At 61.6% G+C, this 24,587-nt stretch carries 24 protein-coding genes, 1 tRNA gene and 1 pseudogene; 8 read left to right on the forward strand and 18 right to left on the reverse strand.

What is annotated here, in order from left to right:
- Positions 1-12: 12 nt before the first annotated feature.
- Positions 13-1,344, reverse strand: a complete 1,332-nt coding sequence (locus ACWUKX_RS10215; RefSeq protein ID WP_456006345.1) for a sugar ABC transporter permease — start codon at positions 1,342-1,344, stop codon at positions 13-15.
- A 142-nt stretch (positions 1,345-1,486) separates the two neighbouring features.
- A complete protein-coding gene (gene xylF / locus ACWUKX_RS10220; protein WP_456006347.1) occupies positions 1,487-2,527 on the reverse strand; it encodes a D-xylose ABC transporter substrate-binding protein in 1,041 nt (346 codons plus the stop codon).
- Positions 2,528-2,783: 256 nt separating this feature from the next.
- Here xylF and ACWUKX_RS10225 point away from each other — a divergent pair, with 256 nt between their 5' ends.
- Entirely contained in the window at positions 2,784-4,031 is a 1,248-nt protein-coding gene (locus tag ACWUKX_RS10225) for an ROK family protein (RefSeq protein WP_456006349.1), read from the forward strand.
- A 175-nt stretch (positions 4,032-4,206) separates the two neighbouring features.
- On the opposite strand, the gene phoB is transcribed toward ACWUKX_RS10225, so the two are convergent.
- From phoB to ACWUKX_RS10255, 6 genes are all read right to left on the reverse strand, one after another.
- Positions 4,207-4,896, reverse strand: coding sequence for a phosphate regulon transcriptional regulator PhoB (gene phoB / locus ACWUKX_RS10230; RefSeq protein ID WP_031254097.1), 690 nt, complete (start codon positions 4,894-4,896; stop codon positions 4,207-4,209).
- A gap of 16 nt (positions 4,897-4,912) precedes the next feature.
- Positions 4,913-5,620, reverse strand: a complete 708-nt coding sequence (gene phoU, locus ACWUKX_RS10235) for a phosphate signaling complex protein PhoU (protein WP_456006352.1) — start codon at positions 5,618-5,620, stop codon at positions 4,913-4,915.
- A gap of 38 nt (positions 5,621-5,658) precedes the next feature.
- Complete coding sequence (gene pstB, locus ACWUKX_RS10240; RefSeq protein WP_029348716.1) at positions 5,659-6,474, reverse strand: phosphate ABC transporter ATP-binding protein PstB; 816 nt, start codon at positions 6,472-6,474, stop codon at positions 5,659-5,661.
- A 12-nt stretch (positions 6,475-6,486) separates the two neighbouring features.
- Complete coding sequence (gene pstA / locus ACWUKX_RS10245; protein WP_456006354.1) at positions 6,487-8,100, reverse strand: phosphate ABC transporter permease PstA; 1,614 nt, start codon at positions 8,098-8,100, stop codon at positions 6,487-6,489.
- The gene (gene pstC / locus ACWUKX_RS10250; protein WP_456006356.1) at positions 8,093-9,481 is read right to left on the reverse strand and encodes a phosphate ABC transporter permease subunit PstC; all 1,389 of its coding nucleotides are present in this window, start codon (positions 9,479-9,481) and stop codon (positions 8,093-8,095) included. Before pstC ends, pstA begins: the two co-directional genes overlap by 8 nt.
- A 120-nt stretch (positions 9,482-9,601) precedes the next feature.
- A complete protein-coding gene (locus ACWUKX_RS10255) occupies positions 9,602-10,606 on the reverse strand; it encodes a PstS family phosphate ABC transporter substrate-binding protein (protein ID WP_456006358.1) in 1,005 nt (334 codons plus the stop codon).
- A 761-nt stretch (positions 10,607-11,367) separates the two neighbouring features.
- On the opposite strand from ACWUKX_RS10255, the gene ACWUKX_RS10260 reads away from it, so the two are divergent.
- The 3 genes from ACWUKX_RS10260 to ACWUKX_RS10270 all read left to right on the forward strand — a co-directional run bounded on the left by ACWUKX_RS10260 (position 11,368) and on the right by ACWUKX_RS10270 (position 13,598).
- On the forward strand, positions 11,368-11,730 hold the full coding sequence (locus ACWUKX_RS10260; protein WP_456006360.1) for a hypothetical protein: 363 nt from the start codon (positions 11,368-11,370) through the stop codon (positions 11,728-11,730).
- Between the two features lie 336 nt (positions 11,731-12,066).
- Positions 12,067-12,303, forward strand: coding sequence for a hypothetical protein (locus tag ACWUKX_RS10265; RefSeq protein WP_456006362.1), 237 nt, complete (start codon positions 12,067-12,069; stop codon positions 12,301-12,303).
- Positions 12,304-12,713: 410 nt separating this feature from the next.
- Positions 12,714-13,598, forward strand: a complete 885-nt coding sequence (locus ACWUKX_RS10270; RefSeq protein ID WP_456006365.1) for a hypothetical protein — start codon at positions 12,714-12,716, stop codon at positions 13,596-13,598.
- Positions 13,599-13,747: 149 nt separating this feature from the next.
- On the opposite strand, the gene ACWUKX_RS10275 is transcribed toward ACWUKX_RS10270, so the two are convergent.
- From ACWUKX_RS10275 to ACWUKX_RS10295, 5 genes are all read right to left on the reverse strand, one after another.
- A complete protein-coding gene (locus ACWUKX_RS10275; RefSeq protein WP_456006368.1) occupies positions 13,748-14,635 on the reverse strand; it encodes a glutathione S-transferase family protein in 888 nt (295 codons plus the stop codon).
- Between the two features lie 26 nt (positions 14,636-14,661).
- Positions 14,662-15,243 carry a VOC family protein gene (locus ACWUKX_RS10280; RefSeq protein ID WP_456006370.1) on the reverse strand — a complete coding sequence of 194 codons (582 nt, stop codon included), beginning with the start codon at positions 15,241-15,243 and terminating at the stop codon, positions 14,662-14,664.
- 203 nt (positions 15,244-15,446) lie between these two features.
- Positions 15,447-15,521 (reverse strand) — tRNA-Glu (locus ACWUKX_RS10285).
- A gap of 90 nt (positions 15,522-15,611) precedes the next feature.
- Positions 15,612-16,019, reverse strand: a complete 408-nt coding sequence (locus ACWUKX_RS10290) for a VOC family protein (protein WP_128342914.1) — start codon at positions 16,017-16,019, stop codon at positions 15,612-15,614.
- The gene (locus ACWUKX_RS10295) at positions 16,016-16,393 is read right to left on the reverse strand and encodes a fimbrial protein (RefSeq protein ID WP_456006373.1); all 378 of its coding nucleotides are present in this window, start codon (positions 16,391-16,393) and stop codon (positions 16,016-16,018) included. Before ACWUKX_RS10295 ends, ACWUKX_RS10290 begins: the two co-directional genes overlap by 4 nt.
- Positions 16,394-16,418: 25 nt before the next feature.
- Between ACWUKX_RS10295 and ACWUKX_RS10300 the strand changes: the two genes are divergently transcribed.
- Complete coding sequence (locus tag ACWUKX_RS10300; protein ID WP_456006375.1) at positions 16,419-17,519, forward strand: RluA family pseudouridine synthase; 1,101 nt, start codon at positions 16,419-16,421, stop codon at positions 17,517-17,519.
- 201 nt (positions 17,520-17,720) lie between these two features.
- The gene (gene rpoH / locus ACWUKX_RS10305) at positions 17,721-18,632 is read left to right on the forward strand and encodes an RNA polymerase sigma factor RpoH (RefSeq protein ID WP_029348727.1); all 912 of its coding nucleotides are present in this window, start codon (positions 17,721-17,723) and stop codon (positions 18,630-18,632) included.
- A gap of 101 nt (positions 18,633-18,733) precedes the next feature.
- Here the strand turns inward: rpoH and ACWUKX_RS10310 are convergent.
- Positions 18,734-18,823 (reverse strand): annotated as a pseudogene (locus ACWUKX_RS10310) (DUF2274 domain-containing protein); the annotation flags it as partial.
- Between the two features lie 55 nt (positions 18,824-18,878).
- Here ACWUKX_RS10310 and ACWUKX_RS10315 point away from each other — a divergent pair.
- Positions 18,879-19,535, forward strand: a complete 657-nt coding sequence (locus tag ACWUKX_RS10315) for a hypothetical protein (protein ID WP_456006378.1) — start codon at positions 18,879-18,881, stop codon at positions 19,533-19,535.
- Between the two features lie 241 nt (positions 19,536-19,776).
- Here ACWUKX_RS10315 and ACWUKX_RS10320 read toward each other — a convergent pair whose 3' ends face one another.
- From ACWUKX_RS10320 to ACWUKX_RS10335, 4 genes are all read right to left on the reverse strand, one after another.
- Entirely contained in the window at positions 19,777-20,712 is a 936-nt protein-coding gene (locus ACWUKX_RS10320; RefSeq protein ID WP_456006381.1) for an MBL fold metallo-hydrolase, read from the reverse strand.
- An 86-nt stretch (positions 20,713-20,798) separates the two neighbouring features.
- On the reverse strand, positions 20,799-21,458 hold the full coding sequence (locus ACWUKX_RS10325; RefSeq protein ID WP_065007495.1) for a peroxiredoxin: 660 nt from the start codon (positions 21,456-21,458) through the stop codon (positions 20,799-20,801).
- 167 nt (positions 21,459-21,625) lie between these two features.
- Positions 21,626-21,991, reverse strand: coding sequence for a cell division protein ZapA (locus ACWUKX_RS10330; RefSeq protein ID WP_023797070.1), 366 nt, complete (start codon positions 21,989-21,991; stop codon positions 21,626-21,628).
- Positions 21,992-22,010: 19 nt separating this feature from the next.
- Positions 22,011-22,283 (reverse strand): DUF4164 domain-containing protein, encoded by a 273-nt coding sequence (locus ACWUKX_RS10335; protein WP_023797069.1) that lies wholly within the window; start codon positions 22,281-22,283, stop codon positions 22,011-22,013.
- Positions 22,284-22,588: 305 nt separating this feature from the next.
- Here ACWUKX_RS10335 and tkt point away from each other — a divergent pair, with 305 nt between their 5' ends.
- Positions 22,589-24,580, forward strand: coding sequence for a transketolase (tkt, locus tag ACWUKX_RS10340; RefSeq protein WP_287330322.1), 1,992 nt, complete (start codon positions 22,589-22,591; stop codon positions 24,578-24,580).
- Positions 24,581-24,587: the final 7 nt, after the last annotated feature.

The raw sequence follows: 24,587 nt of genomic DNA on the forward strand, positions 1-24,587 counted from the left end.
CGGGGTCATGCTTCAGACCCGCTTGCGGTAGACGGTGTCGAGCCAGACGGCGACGACCAGGACGGCGCCGACGACAACGCTCTGAAGCGGTGAATCGATGCCGAGCAACACCATGCCGGACTGCAACGACTGCATCAGAAGCGCGCCAAGCATGGCGCCGAGCACCGTGCCGGAGCCGCCGGCCAACGACGTGCCTCCAATGACCGCGGCCGCGATGACCAGCAACTCGTCCAGCGTACCCAGCGCATTAGTCGACGCATTGAGACGGGCCGAAGCAATCGCCGCGCTGATCGCGGCCAGAACGCCCATGATCATGAACACCTTCATAGTCACCCAGCGCGTGTTGATGCCGGCGAGTTCCGCCGCTTCCGGATTGCCGCCGATGGCAAAGACATATCGGCCGAAACGGGTGCGGCTGGTGATGAAAGTCATGACGATGCCCACAGTGACCGCGATCAGCACCGGTATGGCGATGCCATGGGCGATGAACAGCCCGCCTTCCGGGACGGTGATGCCGGTCCGCTGGGCGTACTGGCGAACGATGCCGATCGGCCAGGGATAGGAATTGGCGATCCAGACGGCGCCGAGAATGGCGGCGCAAGCGACAACACCAAGCAAGGTCTCCGCCCAGACGGGACGCAGCGGGAACTTGAACCGCTTGCGCTGCGACCGGCCGTTGTTCAGCATCAAGGCGACGGCCACACAGGCGAGAATGCCGACGATCCAACTTGCGGTTGCCCCGATGGAGCCACGCGGCCCGCCACCCATGAGCTGAAAGGTGGCGTCGAGCGGCGCGACGGTGCGCCCGCTCGTCATCAGCCACGCCATGCCGCGCCAGATCAGCAGGCCGCCCAGCGTCACGATGAAGGCCGGAACCTCGAGATAGGCGATAATGAAGCCCTGGAGCGCGCCGATCATGAGGCCGAGCACCACGCCGGCAGCCAGTGCGATGATCCATATCCAGGGATTTCCAAGCTGGAACCCCATGACTCGGATGAGGAATTCGGCCTGCGCGACGCCCATCACCATGCCGATCACGCCTTCGACGGAGCCGACCGAAAGATCGATGTTGCGCATCACGATGACCAGCACCATGCCGGTCGCCATGATCGCGACCGAGGAGGTCTGCACCGACAGGTTCCAGAGGTTGCGCGGCGTGAGGAAAAGCCCGCCCGACAGGAGGTGGATTCCAACCCAGATGACCAGCAGCGCGCCGACCATGCCGAGCATGCGTATGTCGAGCTCGGTTGCCTTGAGAAAGCGGCCGACCGGGCTGAGCTCGGATTCACGCGCCCGATCGGCGCCTGTATCGGCGGCCGGCGTGTTGGAAGTTGTGTCGGTCATGATGTCCTCCCACCGGGTTGCCGTCTGCCGCGGATGCCGGAAGCAGCTTGGAAGTTATCCGCGAGAAGCGGAAAAACAATTCTTTTTGAAAAAACGCCGCGGCGTGAAGCCGCGGCGTTTCAGGCTTCTTGCGAAGGCCGGATCAGTTGCAGACCGGGACCGTGCCCGCCGCCACGCCGGCGCAGACCTCTTCCTTCTTGATCCAGCCCGCGTCGATAACGGCGTTGAGATTGTCCTTGGTGACGGCAATCGGCGTCAGGAACAGCGACTTGACGATATTGCCGCCCGGCGTGGCGAAGTCCGTGACGCCGGCAATGTCTGTCATCTGCTTGCCGTCGGCCAGTTGCGAGGCGATCTCGGCGGCGTTCTTGCCGAGCTCGCGCGCGTCCTTCCACACCGATACGGTCTGTGTGCCGAGCGCGATGCGGTTCAGCGCGGCATGGTCGCCGTCCTGGCCCGACACCGGAACGGATCCGGCCAAGCCTTGCGCCGTCAGCGCCGCGACGACGCCACCAGCGGTGCCGTCATTGGCGGCAACCACCGCATCGACCTTGTTGTCGTTGGCGGTCAGGAACTGTTCCATGTTCTTCTGGGCGTTGGCGGGAAGCCAGCCGTCCGTATAGGCCTCGCCGACATTCTTGATCTTGCCGCTGTCGATGGCATCCTTGAGCACTTCCATGGAGCCGGCGAACAGGAAATCGGCATTCGGATCGGCGCCCGAGCCCTTGATGAAGACGTAATTGCCTTCCGGCGCCACCTTGAACACTTCACGGGCCTGCATGCGGCCGACTTCCTGGTTGTCGAAGGTCAAATAGAAGACGTCCTTGTTCTCGATCAGCCGGTCATAGCCGACAACCGGAATGCCTTCGTCCAGCGCCTTCTGCACCGCCGGCCCGATGGCCGAGGCATCCTGCGCAAGGATGATCAGCGCGTTGGCGCCCTGCGAGATCAGGCTCTCGACGTCGGTCAGCTGCTTGCCGGGATTGGACTGTGCATCGGCTGAAATATACTTGTCGCCGGCGGCCTCGATCGCCGACTTCATGGCGGCTTCGTCAGTCTTCCAGCGCTCTTCCTGGAAGTTCGACCACGAAACACCAATGACCTTGTCCTTCGCCTGTGCGACCGACGCGAGCGTCAGCGACATGGCGACCCCCGCCAGAATGGCGGCTGTGAATCTATTCATGATATTCCTCCCTGCGCCGCGTACGGCGCGACCAACTGGCCCCAAGGCCTGCACAAAAGCTCTTTTTTTCGAGCCTCGAAAAAATACTGATCCAACGCCGAAGCACTGTCAACATGAATTCTGATGGATTTTGGTGTCCTGCCGGCTTTTTTTCGAGCCTCGGAATAAACAATGACAGGTCCTTCTGCTTCTGCCAGTATTTGTCGGCCCGACGGCTTCCGATTCATGAGCGGCCGCGGCAATAGGAAGCAAAACAATGTCGGTTGGGATCCGCCATGACGATTTGCGCCGGCGCAACCGGGCGATGGTTATTTCGGCCGTACGCCGCGCAGGCCAGCCGTCGCGGACCGAGATCGCCGCAACCACCGGCCTCAGCCATTCGACCATATCGGCGATCTCTTCCGACCTGATCCACGAAGGCATCCTGGCCGAGAGCAAGGCGAGTGAGACCGTTTCGCTGAAACGTGGCCGGCCGCAGGTTGGCCTCAGCCTCAATCCGGAGGCCGCTGCGGTATTGGCCGTCGTGTTGTCGCTGAATTCCCTGTCGGTCGCTGTCATCGACTATGCCGGACAAGTGGTCGCCGAGGAACAGCGCCGGCTGGACACGCTGACCATGTCGCGCGACGAGCTGATCGACGAATGTGTCGCCATCGTCCGGCGCCGGCTCGAAGACCCCGACCTCGACGTCCAAAGCGTCGCCCGCATCGCGCTGGCGATCCAGGGTATTACCGATTCCCATGCGCGCGCCATGTTGTGGTCGCCGATCACGCCGCAGACGAACATCGCCTTCGCCGACATTCTGGAACGCGAGTTCGGCATCCCGGCCATCATGGAGAACGACTGCAACATGATGGCCGTGGCGCTGCGCTGGCGCGACCCGGATCGCTACCGCGACGATTTCATCGCCATCCTGCTCTCGCATGGCATCGGTATGGGGCTGGTGCTGAAGGGCGAGCTGTTCACCGGCACCCATTCCTCAGGCGGCGAATTCGGCCACATGATTCATCGGCCGGGCGGTGCGCTTTGCCGCTGCGGGCGGCGCGGTTGCGTCGAGGCTTATGCCGGCAACTACGCTATCTGGCGCAACGCAAGGCAATTGAGCGAGAACGCCGAGCCGGTCGCCGATGTCAGCGACGCCGAGATGCGGGCACTGGCGGCCCGGGCGCGCGAGACGGACGGACCGGAGCGCGAAGCCTACCGCAAGGCCGGCGAGGCGCTCGGCTTCGGGCTCGGCAGCCTGTTCGCGCTGATCGATCCGGCGCCGGTCGCCATGGTCGGTGCCAGCGCTGCCGCCTTCGACCTGATCGAGCCGGCCCTGCGCGAGGCGATCGCCCAGACCGCCGGCGGCCAGCATTCGGGTTCGATTTCCTTCGACACCGAGCCGAACGAACTGCCGCTGATCCGAGAAGGCTGCGCCATGCGGGCGCTGAGCTTCGTCGACCAGGAGATCTTCGCGCCGAGCATCCAGGCACGAGCCGGCCCGGTCGGAAAGAACGTGGCTTGAACTCGAAGGCAGGGATCCCCGGATCGCGACTTGGGGTGTGTTGAGATTCAGGTCAGGCCGAGTCGAGAATGGTGGGTTCCGAGAACCGGAGCGGAGCGTACTTTGGGTACGTGAGCACCGGAAGCCCAGGAAGCCGGCGTTCGCAGGCCGGCACCACCTGAATATCAGCACATCCCTAGTCTTCCCTGATCGCATAGCCCGCGCCGCGGATGGTGCGGATGACATCGGGCATGCGGCCGTTGTTGACCGCCTTGCGCAACCGGCCGACATGGACGTCCACCGTGCGCTCGTCGATGTAGATCGTCTCGCCCCAGACATTGTCGAGCAATTGGCTGCGCGAGAAGACCCGACCCGGGTGCCGCATCATGAATTCGAGCAGCCGGAATTCGGTCGGCCCGAGCCGGATCTCGCTCTTCTTGCGATAGACCCTGTGCGATTCGCGATCGAGCATGATGTCGCCGACCTTCAGCACGCTGGACAGTACTTCCGGCTTGGCGCGGCGCAGCAGCGCCTTGACCCTGGCCATGAATTCCGGTGTCGAGAACGGCTTGACCAGATAGTCGTCGGCCCCGGTGGAAAGGCCGCGCACCCGGTCGCTCTCCTCGCCGCGCGCGGTCAGCATGATGATCGGCAGCCGCTCGGTTTCGGGACGCACCCGAAGGCGCCGGCAAAGCTCGATGCCCGAAACCGCCGGCACCATCCAGTCGAGCACCAGAAGATCGGGCACGTTTTCCTGCAGCCGGATTTCGGCCTCATCGCCGCGCGTCACCACCTCGACCTGATAGCCTTCGGATTCCAGATTGTAGCGGAGGAGGACGCCCAGCGGCTCTTCATCCTCCACCACCATGATGCGCGGCGCGATCATCGGCCGGTCACTCCTGTCATGTCGCCGGCGCCGACATCGTCGTTTCGTCGAGCTTCGGGCGATCCGCCGGCAATTGCTGCCCGGTCACGACAAAGTAGGCGTTTTCGGCGATGTTGGTGACATGATCGCCGATACGCTCGAGATTCTTGGCGCAGAACAGCAGATGCGTGCAGGCGGTGATGTTGCGCGGATCCTCCATCATGTAGGTCAGGAGTTCGCGAAAAACCGCCGTATATTTCACGTCGATCTTCTGGTCGTCGGCGCGCAGTTCTTTCAACGCGCCGGCATTGCGCGACACATAGTGCTCGACCACCCCGCGGAGCTGCACAAGAACGAGATCCGCCATCGCGTCGATACCGTGCGACAGATTACGCGGCGTGGCGCTCTGCCCGACGGCGCTGACCCGTTTGGCTATGTTTTTGGCCAGGTCGCCGATGCGCTCGAGATCACCGGCCATGCGGATTGCGCCAACCACGGCGCGCAGATCTTGCGCCATCGGCTGCCGCTTGGCGATCAGCGTGATCGCGCTGTCGTCGAGTTCGCGCTGCCGCGCATCCATGATCGCGTCGTCCGAGACGACACGCTGCGCCATCGCATTGTCTGACGCAAGCAACGCGCGGATCGAGGCTGCGACCATCGCGGCGGCGAGCTCGTCCATGTCGCGGATCAGCCTGTCGATGCGGTCCAGTTCCTCGTCGAAAGACGCGACGGTGTGTTCACCCATGATACTGTCCTCGTGTTCGAAATTCGCCGCCGGACCGCTCAGCCGAACCGGCCGGTGATGTAGTCCTGGGTGCGCTTGTCGTCGGGATTGGTGAACATCTTGTCGGTCGCGCCCTCCTCGACAAGGTAGCCGAGATGGAACATCGCCGTGCGTTGCGACACGCGCGCTGCCTGCTGCATCGAGTGGGTTACGATGACGATCGTGTAGTTCTGGCGCAGTTCGTCGATCAGTTCCTCGACGCGGGCGGTGGCGATCGGATCCAGCGCCGAACAGGGCTCGTCCATCAGGATCACTTCCGGCGACACGGCGATAGCGCGCGCGATGCACAGGCGCTGCTGCTGTCCGCCGGAGAGACCGGTGCCCGACTCAAGCAGGCGATCCTTGACCTCGTTGAACAGACCGGCCTTCTTCAGGCTCGATTCAACGATGCCGTCCAACTCGGACTTGCTCCTGGCCAGGCCGTGAATGCGCGGACCGTAGGCGACGTTTTCATAGATCGACTTCGGAAACGGGTTCGGCTTCTGGAAAACCATGCCGACTCGAGCTCGCAACTCGACGACATCGATTTTCGGGTCGTAAACATCCTCGCCGTCGAGCGTTATCTTGCCGCTCACCCGCGCGATATCGATCGTGTCGTTCATTCGGTTCAGGCAACGCAGGAAGGTCGACTTGCCACAGCCCGATGGGCCGATCAACGCCGTCACCTGGTTTTCGCGGACATCGAGGTCCACGTCGAACAGAGCTCGCTTCTCGCCGTAATGAACAGAGACCTTTTCGCCCTTCATCTTGATCGAAGGGGCATTGGTTCCGCTGCTCAGTTTCTGTTCGACGCCGGCTTCCGTCATGATGTTCATATCCTCTACCCCTTACCAGCGCCGCTCGAAGCGCCTGCGCAGTATCACTGCAATGGCGTTCATGATGACCAAAAACAGCAGCAAAATCAAAATCGCCGCCGAAGTCTTCTGCTGGAATCCAGCTTCCGGGAAATCCGCCCACATGAATATCTGCACCGGCAGGATCGTCGCGGGATCGGTAAAGCCGCCGGGAATGTCGACGATGAAGGCGACCATGCCGATCATCAGCAACGGCGCGGTTTCGCCCAGCGCATGCGCCATTCCGAGAATGGTGCCGGTCATGATGCCCGGCATCGCCAGCGGCAGGACGTGATGGAATACGGTCTGGGCCTTGGACGCTCCGATGCCAAGCGCCGCCTCGCGGATCGACGGCGGCACGGCGCGCAGCGAAGCGCGCGAGGCGATAATGATGATCGGCAGGGTCATCAGCGCCAGCACCATGCCGCCGACCACCGGGGCCGAGCGCGGCATGCCGAAGAAATTCAGGAATACGGCAAGTCCAAGCAGGCCGAAGACGATCGAAGGCACAGCCGCCAGATTGTTGATATTCACTTCGATGATCGTCGTCAGCCGGTTCTTGGGCGCAAATTCCTCAAGATAGATCGCCGCCGAAACGCCGATCGGAAAGGCGATGGCGAGCGTAACGATCATTGTCAGGAACGATCCGACGACCGCGCCCCAAACACCGGCCAGTTCCGGCTCGCGGCTTGCGCCGGTGAAGAAGAAGATCGAGTTGAACCGGCTTTCGATCTGGCCGGCGCTCTTCAGCGTGTCGAGCCAGACGATCTCCTTGTCGGAAATTTTTCGCGATGCTTCCGGCGTATCGATGACGCGCAGGAATGCCTGGCCGCTCGCAGCGGGCGCCGTGCTGTCCAGCGCCTCGATCACCGTGCCCTTTGCGACCGCCGTCCCACTAGGCCCCGGCGACAACGCGGTGAGCTTGACCGTGCCGCCGTTGAACACGACCAGCAGCGATGATGCACCGCTCGTCAGCGTGAGCATGCCGTTTTCGCCTTCGGTCGCACCACGGCCGCGCGCCAGCGCCAGCATGGCATCGTCGCCGAAGGTCAGATCGATGTCGCCGCTGGTTTTCGAAGGCGTGACGCTTGTCGAAATCGCTTCGTCCGAACCGACGTCGGCAAGCAAACCCTTAAGATAGAGGTCGGCAAAATCGTCAACTGGAACCGCATAGTCCACCGTTCCTCCGAGCATCCCCGGATCAGCCGCAATATCCTTGCGCAGGAAGACGCCTGTGCCGGTGGAAATCAGCCCGCGCAGCAGACGCCTGTCCTGACGGCTCGTAACATCCGGAAATCTCGCCGCAAGCGCTTCCTGAGCGATGGCGTCGTAGTTCACTTCATCGAGTTTTGCCGGGTCGACCTTGGCCGCCGAAAGATCGATCGGCAGCGTCAGATAGTTCTGCCGCAGCGCCGGGATCGCCTGCGTGACGATCGTCGACAGGAGCAGCACAAGGAAAAGGCCGGCCAACGCGACGGCTCCGGCGCCAAGCCATTTGAACCACGTTTCCGTGCGGTAACGACCCTTCAGCCGCGCCTTCGCGGCACCGTCGGTATGAATGCTGACCGGCCGTCCGACGGCGCCGAATGACGAGATCGCATCAGTCATATTGCTCTCGGTATTTCTGGACGACGCGCAAAGCGACGATGTTGAGGGTAAGCGTGATGCAGAACAGCACCAGGCCGAGTGCGAAGGCTGCCAGCGTCTTGGCGCTGTCGAATTCCTGATCGCCCACTAGCAGCGTCACGATCTGCACGGTCACGGTAGTGACCGCTTCGAGCGGGTTGGCCGTTAGGTTTGCCGCCAGCCCGGCCGCCATGACGACGATCATTGTCTCGCCGATTGCGCGGCTGACGGCAAGCAGCATCGCTGAAACGATGCCCGGAAGGGCAGCAGGAAGGACCACCTTGCGGATGGTTTCCGACTTGGTCGCGCCGAGGCCGGCGGAACCGTCTCTCAGAGATTGCGGAACGGCGTTGATCACATCATCGGAAAGCGAGGAAACGAAGGGAATGATCATGATCCCCATGACCACGCCTGCGGCGAGCGCAGATTCGGACGCGACGTTGAGGCCCAGGCTTTCGCCGATACCGCGGAAGTAGGGCGCAACTGTCAGCGCGGCGAAGAAGCCGTAGACGACGGTCGGGATGCCGGCGAGGATTTCCAGTACCGGCTTTGCGACCGCGCGGACGCTTTTGGAGGCGTAATCCGAAAGGTAGATCGCAGCCATCAGCCCGATAGGCGCAGCCACCAGCATGGCGATGAAGGTGATGAGCAGCGTGCCGGCAAAGAGCGGCACCATGCCAAAGATGTCCTGGTTGACCGCCCCGGCTTCCGCTCCGGCGCCGGTGAAGGCGCTCTGCGGCGACCAATGCGTGCCGAACAGGAACTTGTAGAACGGCACCTGTTGGAAGAACCGCAGGGATTCGAAGATGAGCGAGAGAACGATGCCGACCGTCGTCAGGATCGCGACCACCGAACAGGCGATCAAGAATGCGCGAAGAACGCGCTCGACCACGTGGCGCGCCCGGTAGGCCTGTGCGATGCGCGAATAGGCCCAGTAAAATCCGGACGCGGAAAGCACGAGCGAGACGGCCCAGATGATCCAGGTGCTGGTCGTATGGATCGATTTGTAGACGGCGGCAGCCGCCTCTTTCGTGGGATCGGCGAAGCCGACAAGCCCGCCAAAGGCCATCGCGCGAGCGTCGCGGATGAAAGCTTCGACCTGCGGAATGCCCATCCCCGACAATTCGGTGGAGAAGCGGTCGGCAATGATCGACGATTCAATTCCCGGCGTGACCAGAGACCACAACAAGATCGCAAGCAGCGCGGGACCGGCAGCAAAAAGCGCCAGAAACATGCCATGTTGGCCAGGCAGCGAATGCAATCGCGCGACGTCGCCATTGACACTGGCAATGGCGCGTCTCCGGCCGATCAAATAGGCCGCAGCTGCCAGAACCAACAGAAGAACAACGAGATAACCGACCATGATTCAGGACGTCCCCTCGACCGCCGGTCATCCACCGGCTCAAAGCACGGGACCTTGGTCCCGCGCTTTGGGCTTTAGAGCATGAGGGTCAGAGCGGATATACGCCCCGACCCCGAAGACTCAGGAACCCATGCCCTTCAGGGCCTTGGCGTTTTCGGCCCACTTGGCGCGCTCGGCGTCCGGCAGCGGGATCAGGCCCTTGTCGGCCAGATAACCATCAGGACCCCATGCACCTTCCGAGGTGTACTCGGCGATGAATTCCTGCATGCCGGGGATGACGCCAACATGCTCCTTCTTGGCATAGACATAGAGCGAGCGGGAAACGCCGTAATCGCCGGATGCGATGTTCTCGAAGGTCGGCTCGACGCCGTCGACCTTGTGGCCCTGCAGCTTGTCGGCGTTCTGGTCAAGGAACGAGAAGCCAAAGATGCCGAAGGCATTGGGGTTGGCTTCCAGCTTCTGGACGATCAGATTGTCGTTTTCGCCGGCCTCGACAAAAGCGCCGTCTTCGCGGATCTCGCCGCAGCCCTTTTCATTAGCCGCCTTCACTTCTTCCTGGCAGGCCGCATCCATGACGAGTTCGACGAACGCATCGCGCGTGCCGGATGTCGGCGGCGGGCCAAGCACTTCGATCTTTGTCGCGGGAAGCGACGCATCGACATCCGACCAGTTCTTGTAGGGGTTGGCGACGACCTTGCCGTCAACAGCGACGTTCTTGGCGAGCGCCTTGAAAATCTGTTCCTTGGTCAGATCAACGACAGTCCCCGCCTTCGAATTGGCCAGTACGATGCCGTCGAAGCCGACCTTGATCTCGACCGGCGTCACGCCGTTTGCCTTGCAGGTCTTAAGCTCGCTGTCCTTGATGGCGCGCGAGGCATTGGTGAAGTCGGCGGTATTCTCGCCGACGCCCTGGCAAAACAGCTTCATGCCGCCCCCGGTGCCAGTCGACTCGACGACCGGGGTCTTGATCTTTCCGCTCTGGCCGAGCTTTTCAGCGACAGCCGTCGTGAAGGGGAACACTGTGGACGAACCGACGATTTGAATCTGGTCGCGCGCGGCGGCATAACCAGCCGACGCGGCGAGCGCAAGCGCCGCGGCCGACGCCGTAAGGAGGAATTTTTTCATGTGGCCTGCTCCTGTTCGGAAAATGGTCTCTCGGCGCCATTCCTTCGGCGCCCGCTGAGGCCAATAGCCCCCGATTATTACAGTCACATGACAGTTTGATGTCAGCCCGGTAACCGCCGCACAGCCATGTCGAAAAGGAAGGGACGCGGGTCCCGCCGGCACAGCCGGGGTTTGCCGCTGGAATCAGCAGCTTGCACGCTTTGCGGCCGGCATTTGCCCTCGACAGCCGAAATAATTGGCGCCGAAAAAAGAAAATCCGGGCGGGAGCGCGTTGCATGCGGCCAAGGAGGTCATGGCCGCGCCATCGCCGAAACAGGTCCGTTGGGGTAAATCTGACCCTGCTTCTTGCCGGCGGTCGCTGCTCCCGCCCGTAACTGGAGGAGCGGAACTCGAATGCGCTTATTGTCCCAACCGGACGCACGCTTTGATATGGTGCGATCGCACCATAGTCTTGTCCGCAATGCCTCGCCGAATCACGGCTTACAGCCTGACGCGGATGCCTAATCCCGCGTTGCGCTGGATTTCAGTCCGCGCCGACCTTTTCGAGCAAGACGCCCTGGGGCTGATGGGCTTGGGCAGGTAAATCGTCCATGCCGCCCCCCAGTCGCGCCAGGGACGCTGCGGCACTTTTGATTTTGCGCATGATCCCCGGCGAAATCGATTCCGATTCTCCGGGTCATGCGCTAGCCTTGCCCGCAGTGTATTCCGACGGTTGTCGGTAGAACCGAAGCCGCGTTATAAATCCCGCAAGGGTGTTGCCGATGTTGGGACGGATCCTGGCTTTTTTCCTGTGCCCGATGCTGCTGCTGGGGAGCGGCTGCTCGCGCAGCTACGACGGTACCGTCGTCATTCCAAGGCCGCTCGACGTCCGGCGGTTGTGGGACAGGCCGCCGCAGCAGGCGCAAGCCGAACAGCCGCAGTTGCTGCAGACCGATGTCTTTCCGGTGGCGCCAGAAACGCCGGAAAGAGCGGCGGCCCGCAGAATCAGCACCCCCGTGGCGCCGAGAAGGCAAATCACCAGGATTTCCAAAGATCCGCCGACGCCGTCATCCGAGCCGGCAAAACCGCTCACCTGCAGGAACGTCAGTCAACCCGGAAAACGGGTCCGCATGGTTTGCGAATAGCCAGCCGGCATTCAAACGATGGCAGCTAAAAAGATGCGCCCTAAACACGTGCTGCGCACCTGACGCAGCGGTTCGGTCACACGCGCACGCGATCGCCGAGAGCATGTGCTGACCGGTGGGTTTCGGGCTGCGCGATCGGCGTTACCGCCGCCACGTTGAAACCTTATCCCGCCCTCGACGTTAAACGGCCATTGCAGCGCCGCGCGTACCTTTGGACGTATAAAGCACGTTGTAGCGTTTTGATTTGGCGCATGGTCCTGAACCGAAGGGCAGCGGAGCAGAGATTGATCCCGATCTTTCGGGTGATGCGCTGGATGGTCAAAGGAGACGGCACACATGTCGATTCACTCCACAGTCTCGGACCTGACCAGAAATCTGTTTCACTCGCCCAGAAATCTGTTTCACTCGCTGAGACTGGACCATGAGCGCGCGCCGAGACCTCTCAGCCCTGAGCAAAGTCTTTTGCTGGAATGCTATCTGGCCGGCCAGATTCCGGAATCGGCCTGGAGCGACTACGTCTTCGAGACGCCGGAATTGGCGCGCCATGTCAATGCGCGACGCGGGCAACACTGATATCTCGTGGACCGGGATTCGGGTCCGATCGCTTGAGATGCCGCCACCCCGATGTTTGAAGGCTTGACGCCCGACGACAATCGCGAAGTCAGGCCGCAGTTTCCCGGGGACAATAGCCCTTGAAACAAAAAGGCCGGCAAATAGCCGACCTTTCCTTCCACCTCGACTGCGCCAGTACATCCGTGGTCGCGAGTTGGAGGTGAATTGCCGATCAGTAGATAGGGATTTGGTTAACGAATCCTTAACCGACGGAAGCTGCTCATCGACGCGTCATGGCCAATCTGATCTGCGTTTTCGTGATGAGTGCGGAAAGTCGTCTTTAAATGCGGCACATATTATTAATCGTTGTACACCAATGTGTTAGCGTGTGAAGCATGCCTAAGTAACTATCGTATTCTGGAAGTCGATTTATGGCCGTACTTGGCGCCCTCCCTCCCGACGTTCTCTGTCGACCAATTCGCCAAGCTGATTGGGAAGGAGTGGTCGACTGCCTGTGCCGGGGCTTTCCGGACCGTGACCGGAGTTACTGGATACAGGCGCTGACACGTTTGTCGCAACGGCCTGCCGTCGCCGACTTCCCACAATACGGCCTGGCTTTGGAGAAGGCTGATCGGATCGTCGGCGTTGTGCTGACCCTGTATACCCTTTATCCGGGGCAGGAAGGCGACGAAGTCCGCTGCAACCTTTCAAGCTGGTCCGTCGACGCGGAATCCCGTCCCTATGGCGCCAAATTGGTTACGACGCTTCTCAAGCGCAGGGACGTGACCTACACGAATATTTCGCCGGCGCCCGCAACGTTAAAAGCCAACTGGGCGCTCGGCTTTCGCCCCTTCTCCACCGGACAATTTGCCTTCTTGCCGGCTTTTAGTTCGGCGCAGCGGTCATGTCGCGTGCTTGAAGCTCGTCCCGATCTTGCCGAAATGGCGATGCTGCCGGACAGTGAGAGATACATTCTCTCGGAACACGCCGCGCTGGGCTGCCTGTCATTGATTTGCATCTGCGACGGAGCAGCGTTTCCTTTCGTATTAATGCCGCGCCGGATATTGCGCGGTCTTATCCCATCCTATCAGGTCATCTATTGCCGCTCCCTCGCGGATTTGAGCCGGTGCGCCGGTGCTGTGGGACGCTTTCTCTTGCGAAGCGGCTTCCTGCTGTGCGTCGTCGACGCCAAGGAGCCGATTGCAGGCCTGTTCGGGTGGTACCGCCCCAACAGGGGGCTGAAGTACTTCAAGGGTCCCAGACCACCCTCGCTCGGAGATCTGACGTTCACCGAGCTTGTGATGTTCGGTCCCTGAACGCCAAGCGCAACGCCGCCCCCGATTTGCAGCAATGCCGATGTCTCTGGCCTATCTATCCGGCGGCCGGGCGGTGTCTCGGCCTATGACTGCAGCCCTGTCGCCTGAGGGGCAAGCTCGATGCGCTCAACGCAGTCAGCCAAGACGCCTCACGCCTCGGCCTGCGACTTCACATAGGCGATATAGCCGCGCACGTCGGCGGCCGGCTCGGCATAGGCTTTGCCGAGCTTCTTCTCGATCGCCGCCATGTACTCCTTCGCCCATTGCGGCAGCGCATAGTCGATGACGGCCAGGAATTCGAGCGTCGCGGCCAGGCGAATGTCGGCGATCGACGGATTCTTGCCGCCGATGAACGGCTTGCCGTTCCTGAAGAAGTTGTGAAAGACCTCCAGCGGCTCGGCTATCGCGGCTATAGCGGCCTTCTGGGCTTCCGACTTCTTGTCGGGATGAGCGTCGCTGTGGCCGACCTCGCCGGCATATTGTGGGAAGTTCAGCGCAGGATAGGTGGCGCGTGCCACATAGGGGTAGAGCGTGCCGATCAGGTAGAACATGGCGCTGTCGATCATTGCCCGCTTGGCCGGCGCCTTGGGATATAATTTCTCCAGCCCATGCTTGTTGGCGAGATACTGCATGATGGCGCAGCTTTCCCACAGGACGCCTCTCGGCAAGCCCTTGTCCTCGATCATCGGCGTCAGATGCGCCGGGTTTCGCGCCATGTATTCAGGCGAGCGTGTGTGGCCCCATACGTCGGTCTCTGAATGGTCGAGCCCGGCCGCGCGCGCAAACACCCGAACGCTCATATTGTTGACGCTCGGCTTCAGCATGCTGAGCGTCAGCCCGGCTTTTTTCGCTGATTTCGCTTTTGCCTTGGCCGCGGGCTTCGCGGATGCCTTGCCTGCAGGTTTTGCGGCGGCTTTCGTTGCCGACTCCGCGGAAGCTTTCGGCGCCTTGGTCGCAGGCTTTGTCGCCTTGGCAGCTGGTTTTGTGGCGGCCTTGGCAGCCGGCTTCTTCGCACTCTTCGTTGTCGTCTTTGCCATTATGGTCCTCCCTCGGGTTGCTGTCGTCAGTATGGATTTTTCGGCGCGCGGTCCTCCGACAAGGTCGCGCGGGAGCGCTCGACAAGCGCCTGGATCGCGTCGGCGAGATGCACTTCGGCGATTGCGTAGTCGCCGCGCCCGACGCGAATCTTGTGCGCCTGCATCAGCACGTCGGCATGGGTGAAGCCCGCCGGCGGCTCGAAACGGTAGGAGGCGAGTTCGATCAGCAGGCCGAGCGGATCCTCGAAATAGATCGAATCCATAAAACCGCGATCCTTGACGCCGCTGTGCTTGATGGCGCGCTCGTCGAGCCGGGCAACCGCCTGCAGGAAGGTGACGCGCGACACCGCAAACGCGATGTGATGGACGCAGCCCGTATCGGTCGGCGTGCGCCGCTTGACCGGCGTGCGGCTCTCATCGGTGAAGATAGTGATCAGCCGGCCGTCACCCGGATCGAAATAGAGGTGGCTTTCGCTGGCCTTGTCGAGATTGGGCTGCTCGAAGATGAAAGGCATGCCAAGCACGCCTTCCCAGAAATCGATCGAAGTCTGGCGCCCGGCGCCGACCAGCGTGATGTGATGGACACCCTGCGACTGCAGTTTCTGCATTTGGCCCTCTCTCCCTGCGCTCTTCTCTTCCCGACGAGCTTCGATCTATTCGTTGCGCGACAAATTCATCTCCGGCGGCGTTCTGCACCTTTGGCCCCTATTTACATGACGCGATGCTAATTCAATTGAGGGGGCCGCGCCAGAAGCGGTGACTGCGGCCGTGACCGACGGCGATGCCAGGTACGCAAACGTTTTGAGATCCTTGGTACGCCCAAGGGGAATCGAACCCCTGTTCCCGCCGTGAGAGGGCGGTGTCCTGACCGCTAGACGATGGGCGCGTTCAAGAACCGGCGATATAGGCTGACGGCTGGGAAAAAGCAACTGGGCTTCGGACAGTCGATGATGCTGGAAAAATATCCGTTGCAATCCTATCGTTTTGGCTCGATCAGGTCCCAGAGATTTCCATGGAGATCGGCGAAAACCGCCACCGTGCCGTAGGCCTCGTGGCGAGGTGCCTCACGGAATTCGACGCCCTTTTCGAGCATTGCCGTGTGGTCGCGGACAAAATCGTCGGTTTCGAGAAACAAAAAGACGCGGCCACCGGTCTGGTTGCCGATACTGTCCCTTTGCGCATCATCGGCCGCTTCGGCCAGCAGCAGCCGCGCGCCTTGTCCGTTGGCCGGCGCCACCGTGACCCAGCGCTTGCCGCCGCCAAGATCGACGTCTTCGATGAGCAAAAAGCCCAGCTTGCCGACGTACCAGGAGATCGCCTCGTCGTAATTTGCGACGACAAGCGCGACGGTGGCCACACGGCGATGTTCGGCGAATCCAGTCATTTGTTACGGATCGAAAAGCGACCGACAATGCGGCGCTCAGTGATGTCGTAGACAAAGATGGCGCGGCTGCCGTCGGCAAGTTCCGCATCGATGGAGACGCGGTTGCCGGAGAGCGACTGGCTGATGAGCTTGGCGCCGACCGGCAGCACGACGTCGCCGGTCAGCGGCTCGCCGGCCGGCACCTGGATGTCGCCGGCAAGTGATGGGGCTGCAGGTGGCGCGGTGCGCGTTTTGTAGACAAGGGCCGCGATCACCACCATAAGGGCGAGAAACAGCAGGCCAAGATTGATGGCGACGAAGCGGACGAGCTTCTTGCGCACCTTTTCAACCTCGGGGTCGAGCGGCTTTTCCTCGTCTTCGTCGGCAGCAGCCATGGCAAAACATTCCGGAGCGATTTCGATGAGCGCTCATAACGAAGAGGCCCCCATATTGATAGAGGATGGATTGATAGGGAATGGATTGATGGAGGACGGATCGCCAGACGGTAGATCGCCAAACGGGGGATCGCTCGTGCTGGAAGCGGGTCCTGATGCGGCCGGCCAGCGCCTCGACCAGTGGCTGGCGGGCAAGCTCGGCCCGGACATGTCGCGCAGCCGGGTGCAGATGCTGATCAGACAGGGCGCCGTCAAGGTCGGCGGCCAGCCGGTCAACGAGACCAAACGCAAGATGGCGGCCGGTGACCGCGTATCGGTCGATATGCCGGAGCCGGAGCCGGCGGAGCCGCAAGGCGAGAACATCGCGCTCGACGTCCTCTATGAAGACAATGAATTGATCGTCATCAACAAGCCCCCTGGGCTTGTCGTCCATCCCGGCGCCGGCAACTGGACCGGCACGCTGGTCAACGCGCTGATCCACCATTGCGGCGACAGTCTTTCCGGCATCGGCGGTGTGCGGCGGCCGGGCATCGTCCATCGCCTGGACAAGGAGACCAGTGGCGTCATGGTCGTCGCCAAGACCGATCGGGCCCACAAGTCATTGTCGGAGGCCTTTGCCGATCATGGCCTGACCGGCGATCTCAAACGCGCCTACCTGGCGCTGGTCTGGGGCATACCGATGAGACCGACAGGCACGGTCGACGAGCCGCTCGGCCGCGCCGTCGACCGCGTGCGCCGCGCGGTGGTGCCGGAGGGCCGCGACGATGCCCGCCACGCCGTCACCCACTTCACCGTGATCGAGCGCTTTGGCGAGCAGCAAAGGCAATTTGCCACGGCAAGTCTGGTCGAATGCCGGCTGGAGACCGGCCGCACCCATCAGATCCGTGTCCATATGGCCCATATCGGCCATCCGGTCGTCGGCGACCCCGATTACGGCCAGGCCTTTCGCACTAAGGCGAACCGGCTGCCCGAGCCGCTGAAGGGCCGGGTGAAGGCATTTCCGCGACAGGCGTTGCATGCCCGCCTCCTTGAATTTCGGCATCCGACGACCCATTTAACGATGAGGTTCGAGGCGCCTGTCCCGAGGGATATGGAGGAACTCGTCGACGGCTTTCGCGAACTCTGAACCTATCCATTCAAAACCTGATTGCCAAAAACCTGACCGGCGTTGTTCACTTTGGCGTGACACACTGTTTCGTGTTGAACCAATGCTGTCCTTTCTGGTTTTGTTCCTATATACACCGGTTGTCGCGAACGAGCCTTTGGCGTTCGCGATATATGCCCGCCACGTTTCGGGGGCACCACTCCAAGAGAGAGGGGCGCTATCATGGCCCAGTCATTACCCAGTATCGTTTCCGGCGAAGGCGGCCTCAGCCGCTACCTGGAAGAAATCCGTCGCTTTCCGATGCTTCAGCCGCAGGAAGAGTACATGCTCGCCAAGCGTTACGCCGAGCATGAGGACACCACGGCTGCACACAAGCTCGTCACCAGCCATCTTAGGCTCGTCGCCAAGATCGCCATGGGCTATCGCGGCTACGGCCTGCCGATCGGCGAGGTGATCTCGGAAGGCAATGTCGGCCTGATGCAGGCCGTCAAGAAATTCGAACCGGAGCGCGGCTTCCGGCTCGCCACCTATGCCATGTGGTGGATCAAGGCCTCGATCCAGGAATACATCCTGCGCTCGTGGAGCCTGGTCAAGATGGGCACGACCGCCAACCAGAAGCGGCTATTCTTCAATCTGCGCAAGGTGAAGGGCAAGATCCAGGCGCTCGACGACGGCGATTTGAAGCCCGACCAGATCACCGAGATCGCCACCCGCCTCAACGTGTCCGAGGCCGAGGTGGTGTCGATGAACCGCCGCCTGTCGGGCGATGCCTCGCTCAACGCACCGATCCGGGCGAGCGAAGGCGAGTCCGGTGAGTGGCAGGACTGGCTGGTCGACGACCACGAAAGCCAGGAAGAGGCGCTGATCGAGCAGGACGAGCTGGAAAACCGGCGCGGCATGCTGTCGGGCGCTCTTGCCGTGCTCAACGAGCGCGAGCGGCGCATCTTCGAGGCGCGCCGCCTGGCCGAGGAGCCGCTGACGCTGGAAGAACTGTCGGCCGAATTCGACATCAGCCGCGAGCGCGTGCGCCAGATCGAGGTGCGCGCCTTCGAGAAGGTGCAGGACGCGGTCAAGGCCGCGGCCAAGCGCCAGATGCAGGCGCTGCGCACCATCGAGGCGCAGCCGGCGGCGTAACGCTCCGACGGAAAATAACGGCGGCGTCAGGTAACTGGCGCCGCCTTTTTTATGGGGTCCTCCGACTGCCGGGAGAATTGTCCCTTGGTTTCATGTTCTAGCTAGGGTTGCCGGTTCCGCCGCACCTTCGCGGACGCACGATCCGTCGCGATAAACCGCTCAATCATCGGTGCGATCAGCCTGGCCGGATCATAGCGGCATTATAGCAATTTTCCCCAAGACCTGGAAACCGCAACGCTGCAAATTGTGGCGGCAATATTCCGGCGCCGACACGGGCTTCCCTCGCGAAATTCCAAAAAAGCGGCGCTTGCGGCAGGCCGGCACGACAATGGGCCGCCGGGGCTGCGCTGGGCAGTTGAGCTCGTCTATTTGGAAACCAAAGGCAGTATGACGATGACGATTTCTCCGTTTCTCACCGCCCTCGGATCCGAAGGTCCCCCAGCCGACCGAGCGAAAGACATGGACCTGTATGGATGGCTAATTGGAAGCTGGGAAATGGACTCGGTCCACTACCTCCACGACGGCACAATCCAGAAGTGCAATGGAGAATGCCATTTTGGCTGGGTGCTCGAAGGCCGCGCGATTCAGGACGTTTGGATCAGGCCCAAGCGCCCTGCGCCGTCCACGATGTATGGCACGACTTTGCGCGTCTTCGATCCTGGGATCGAGGGATGGCACATCATATGGAACGACCCGCTCAACCGAGATGACTCACGCCAGATCGGGCGGGCCGAGGGAAAGGACATTGTCCAGCTTGGCAATGACTCGCGCGGTCTGAAAACTCGATGGCGCTTCACTGAGATCACTGCCAACAGCTTCCATTGGATCGGCGAGGAAAGATCTTTCGAGAGCGATCCTTGGCAGATCACGTATGAACATTTAGCCCGCCGAACAAAACCCTGAAGCTAGAGTAGCTGGCGTCTGCGCCGCTCCTCCTCCGGCTGCCGCCACTTTCTCCCCGTATAGCGACGGGGAGAGGAGGCAGATCGCACCGCCGGCACTCTTTTTGCAACGTCGAAAATTGGCGAAATCGTCAGCGAAAGCGTCCTTCTGCCCGTCACTATACGGGGAGAAGTGCCCGGCAGGGGCGATGAGGGGCGGGGCCGAATTTAAAATAGAGTTCTAGTGCCAGCGACCCATCTCATCACAAGCAATCGAGCGGAAATTTCAAATACCGGCGGCCGTTGGATTCCGGTTCCGGCAAGCGCCCGCCATTCATGTTGACCTGCAGCGCGTGCAGGATCATCCTCGGCATCGGCAGCGTCCTGTCGCGTGCCTCGCGCAACGCCACGAAATCGGCCTCTGTCCTGCAGGCGGCAACATGGGTGTTCTTGGATTTCTGTTCCGCAACAGTGCTCTCCCACAAGGGTTCGCGCCCCTCCGCCTGGTAGTCATGACCGACGAACAGACGTGTCTCGTCCGGTAGCGCGAGGATATCCTGGATCGAGCGCCAGAGTCGCGCGGCACTGCCGCCGGGAAAATCCGCTCTTGCCGTGCCGCTGTCCGGCATGAACAGCGTATCATGGATGAAAGCGGCGTCGCCGATCACATAGGTAATCGAGGCCAGTGTGTGGCCCGGCGAAAAAAGAACCTTTGCCGGAATGCCGCCGACCGAAAAGGTCTCGCCATCGGCAAACAGCCTGCTCCACTGCGATCCGTCGGCAGGAAAATCCGGCCAGTTGTAGATCGCTTTCCACAATTTCTGGACGTCGATAATCTTGTCGCCGATCGCCGTAGGCGCTCCTGTCTTCTCGTTGAGATAGTGCGCCGCCGAGAAATGGTCGGCGTGGGGATGCGTGTCGAGAATCCATTCGACGACCAGCCGTTGATCTCTAATGAACTCGAGCATCGCGTCGGCATTCTTCGTCGCCGTGGCGCCGGATTTCTCATCGAAATCAAGAACGGGATCGATGATTGCGCATCGTCGCGTCTGTGGGTCGGCGACGACATACTGGATGGACCCGCTCGGCTTGTCGTAAAAGCCTGCTACCTGCAGCTTGGCCGATGTCGCGTCCAATCTCGGCTCCTCAACGCCCACCCGGCAGGAATGGTTTTCCCTGCCGGGGTAAAAGAAGAGCATGGTCGTTCGCCAGCGCCACGCCGTCAAGCACCGCATGCTTCGCCGAGGCAAAAAGGCCGAAAATCCTTCCGTGCCGTCCTGGCCGCTCAGGCTGAGGGCTGCTTGGTCTTCCGGAGATACGGCAGGATCGTCTCGTAGGCGCCGAAACGCTTGATCGCGTCCTCATTGGAAACGGCGGCGGTGATGATGACGTCCTCGCCCTGCTTCCAGTTCGCCGGCGTCGCCACCTGGTGCTTGGCCGTCAGTTGCATGGAATCGATCGCACGCAGGATCTCATCGAAGTTGCGGCCGGTCGTCATCGGATAGGTGAGAACCAGTTTGATCTTCTTGTCGGGGCCGATGACGTAGACCGAACGCACCGTCGCGTTGTCGGCGGGCGTGCGCCCTTCCGAGGTTTCGCCGGCACCCGCCGGCAGCATCTCGTAAAGCTTGGCGACCTTGAGGTCCTTGTCGCCGATCAGCGGGTAGTTCACCGATTGGCCGGTCGCCTTCTTGATATCATCCTGCCATTTGCCATGGCTTTCGACCGGATCGACGGAAATGCCGATGATCTTGACGTCGCGCTTCTTGAACTCGCCTTCCAGGCCGGCCATCGTGCCGAGCTCGGTCGTGCAGACCGGCGTGAAATTCTTCGGATGGCTGAAAAGCACCGCCCAGCCGTCACCGATCCATTCGTGGAAGTTGATCGTCCCTTGCGTGGTTTCCGCCGTGAAATCCGGCGCGATATCGTTGATACGAAGGCTCATGACGTGTCCCTACCCTGTGATTGCAGCCGGCATTGACCGGCGTTGCTTTTGCCTTTCTACCACTCCCGCGTCATCCTTCAAACGCCTGTTGCACCGGCATCGAGGCCGGCGGCGAAAAATTTTCATTGCCTCTCGGCAAATGCAGCAGGAATTTTCGCTGCGCTGGCTCAGGCCTTGTTCACCGCCAGCGTCGTCGCCAGATCTTCCATGCGCTGGGCGAGCGCGCCTAGCGCTTGGGTCAGCACCGAATCGTTCTTGTCGGCCTTGGTCAGCGCGTCGTCACGCGTCTTGCGCAGCGTCAGCACTTCGCTTTCCATGCCCTTGACGCGTTTTTGCAGTTCCGAAAGCTCGTCCATGACCATGATGCCGGCCATCACGGTCAGCCGCTGGTCGCCGATCTCGCCGAATGAGTCTTTCAGATGCGAGACATAGCGGTCGAAGCGCTCGGCAAGGTCGATCAGATGCTCTTCCTGGCCCTCGTCGCAAGCCATGCGATACTGCTTGCCGTCGATGGAAACCGTGACTTGTGCCATTGGCCTACCTGTCCAGTCCCTATCTGTCCAACACGGCGCGGATGGTTTCCATGGCGGTCACCAGCCGACGCGACACTTCCTTGTTGGCGTCTTCCAGCCGTTCGGCGCGCGCTTCGGAATTGTCGAGTTCCTGCGCCAGCCGCGAGCGATCGGCGTTCATGCGCTGCACCTCCGCCTCGGCTTCCGTATAGTCGCGCTCGTGCTCGAGCTTGGCCGCGACGGCATTTTCCAGCCCCTCGATGGCCTTACCCAGCCTCGCGATGACTTCTTTGAGTGTCGTTTCCCCGGTCATGGCTTTCGTCCTGCGCCCTGCCCATCACCGAATCATCCACGTTCAGAACGCGTTATGTCTGAAACATTACCCGCCGTGTGAAGCCAACGTCAATAAAGCTCTCGCGGCTGTCCCCTGCTAACGCTAATGTAGAACCCCCAAGGCCCTTCTGGCGCCATCACAAGACCGGCAAAAGCGCCGGTTTATTGACTAACAAGATCAGCGAAAGCGCGCCGGTTTGTTGACTAAAAAGCCGCGCCTGCTATGTGTCGCGCACGCTTTTCAAGGGCGCTCCCAAGGCCCCAACCCCCCACACTGGAGGAAGCATGACCTCGCGTGAACAACATGACCGGATGGCCAATGCGATCCGTTTTCTTTCCATGGACGCCGTCGAGAAGGCCCAGTCCGGCCACCCCGGCCTGCCAATGGGCTGCGCCGACGTTGCCACGGTGCTGTTCACGCGTTTCCTGAAATACGATCCGAAGAACCCGCACTGGCCCGATCGAGACCGTTTCATTCTGTCGGCCGGCCACGGTTCGATGCTGCTCTATTCGCTGCTCTATCTGACCGGCTATGAAGACATCACCCTCGACCAGATCAAGCATTTCCGCCAGTTGGGATCGAGGACGGCGGGTCATCCCGAATATGGCCATGCCGCCGGCATCGAGACGACGACCGGCCCGCTCGGCCAGGGGCTTGCCAATTCGGTCGGCTTCGCACTCGGCGAGCGCATCATGAATGCCGCTTTCGGCAACGACCTCGTCGACCATTACACCTATGTGCTGGCCGGCGACGGCTGCCTGATGGAAGGCGTCTCCCAGGAAGCCATCGCACTTGCCGGGCATCTCAAGCTGAACAAGCTGATCGTCTTCTGGGACAACAATAACATCTCGATCGACGGCCCGGTGTCGCTGGCCGACAACACCGATCAGGTCGCTCGCTTCCAGGCGTCCGGCTGGAACGCCAGCCACATCGACGGCCAGGACCCGGAAGCGATCGCCTATGCTATCGAGGCGGCGCGCCATTCCGACAAACCGACGATGATCGCCTGCAAGACCACGATTGGCTTCGGCGCGCCGACCAAGGCGGGTACCAACAAGGCGCACGGTTCTCCGCTCGGCGCAGAGGAAATCGCCGGCGCCAGAAAGTTCTTCGGCTGGGACTATCCGCCCTTCGAGGTTCCTGCCGACATCCTCAATGCCTGGCGCGACGCCGGCAAGACGGGTGTCAAGGCACGCACCGACTGGGAAGGCCGCCTTGCCGAGGCCGACGCCCAATTGCGCAGCGAATTCGAGCGCCGCATCAGTGGCACGTTGCCAGCGAATTTCGACGCCGTCCTCACCGACTACAAGAAGAAACTCGCCGCAGACAAACCGAAGGTCGCCACCCGCAAATCGTCGGAAATGGCGCTCGAGATCATCAACGGCGCGGTGCCGGAAACGATCGGCGGCTCGGCCGACCTGACTGGCTCGAACAACACCAAGACCAGCCAGACCAAGAACATCACATCAGACGATTACGGCCAGCGCTACGTTCACTACGGCATCCGCGAGCACGGCATGGCGGCCGCCCTCAACGGGCTGACGCTGCATGGCGGCCTCATCGCCTATGGCGGCACGTTCATGTGCTTCTCCGACTACGCCCGTCCGGCGATGCGGCTTGCCTCGCTGATGGGCATCCGCTCGATCTTCGTCATGACCCATGATTCCATCGGCCTCGGCGAAGACGGCCCGACCCATCAACCGGTGGAGCATCTGGCCGCACTGCGCGCCATCCCGAACCACAATGTCTTCCGTCCGGCGGACGCGGTCGAGACCGCCGAATGCTGGCAGCTGGCCATCGAGCAGGAAAAGACGCCTTCGACGCTGGCGCTGACCCGGCAGAACCTGCCGACCGTGCGCAACGACTTTGTTGCGGAAAACCTCAGCCGCCAGGGCGCCTATGAGTTGGCTGGCGCCAATGGCGATGCGGCGGTGACGATCTTCGCTTCGGGCTCCGAGGTCGAAATCGCGCTGGCGGCGCGCGAGGCGCTCGAAAAGCACGGCCATCCGACCCGCGTCGTCTCGGTGCCGTGCTTCGAATTGTTCGACAAGCAGAGCGCCGACTATCGCAAGAAGACGATCGGCAACGCGCCGATCAAGATCGCGATCGAAGCCGGCATCCGCCAAGGCTGGGATTATTTCATTGGCACCGACGGCATCTTCATCGGCATGACCGGCTTCGGCGCCTCTGGCACGATCGAACAGCTCTATCCGCATTTCGGCATCACCGCCGAAGCGACGGTGAAGGCGGCGGAAGCCCGCCTGCACGGCGAGTAAAGCCAGG

It is taken from the genome of Mesorhizobium sp. f-mel (genome assembly GCF_053850215.1).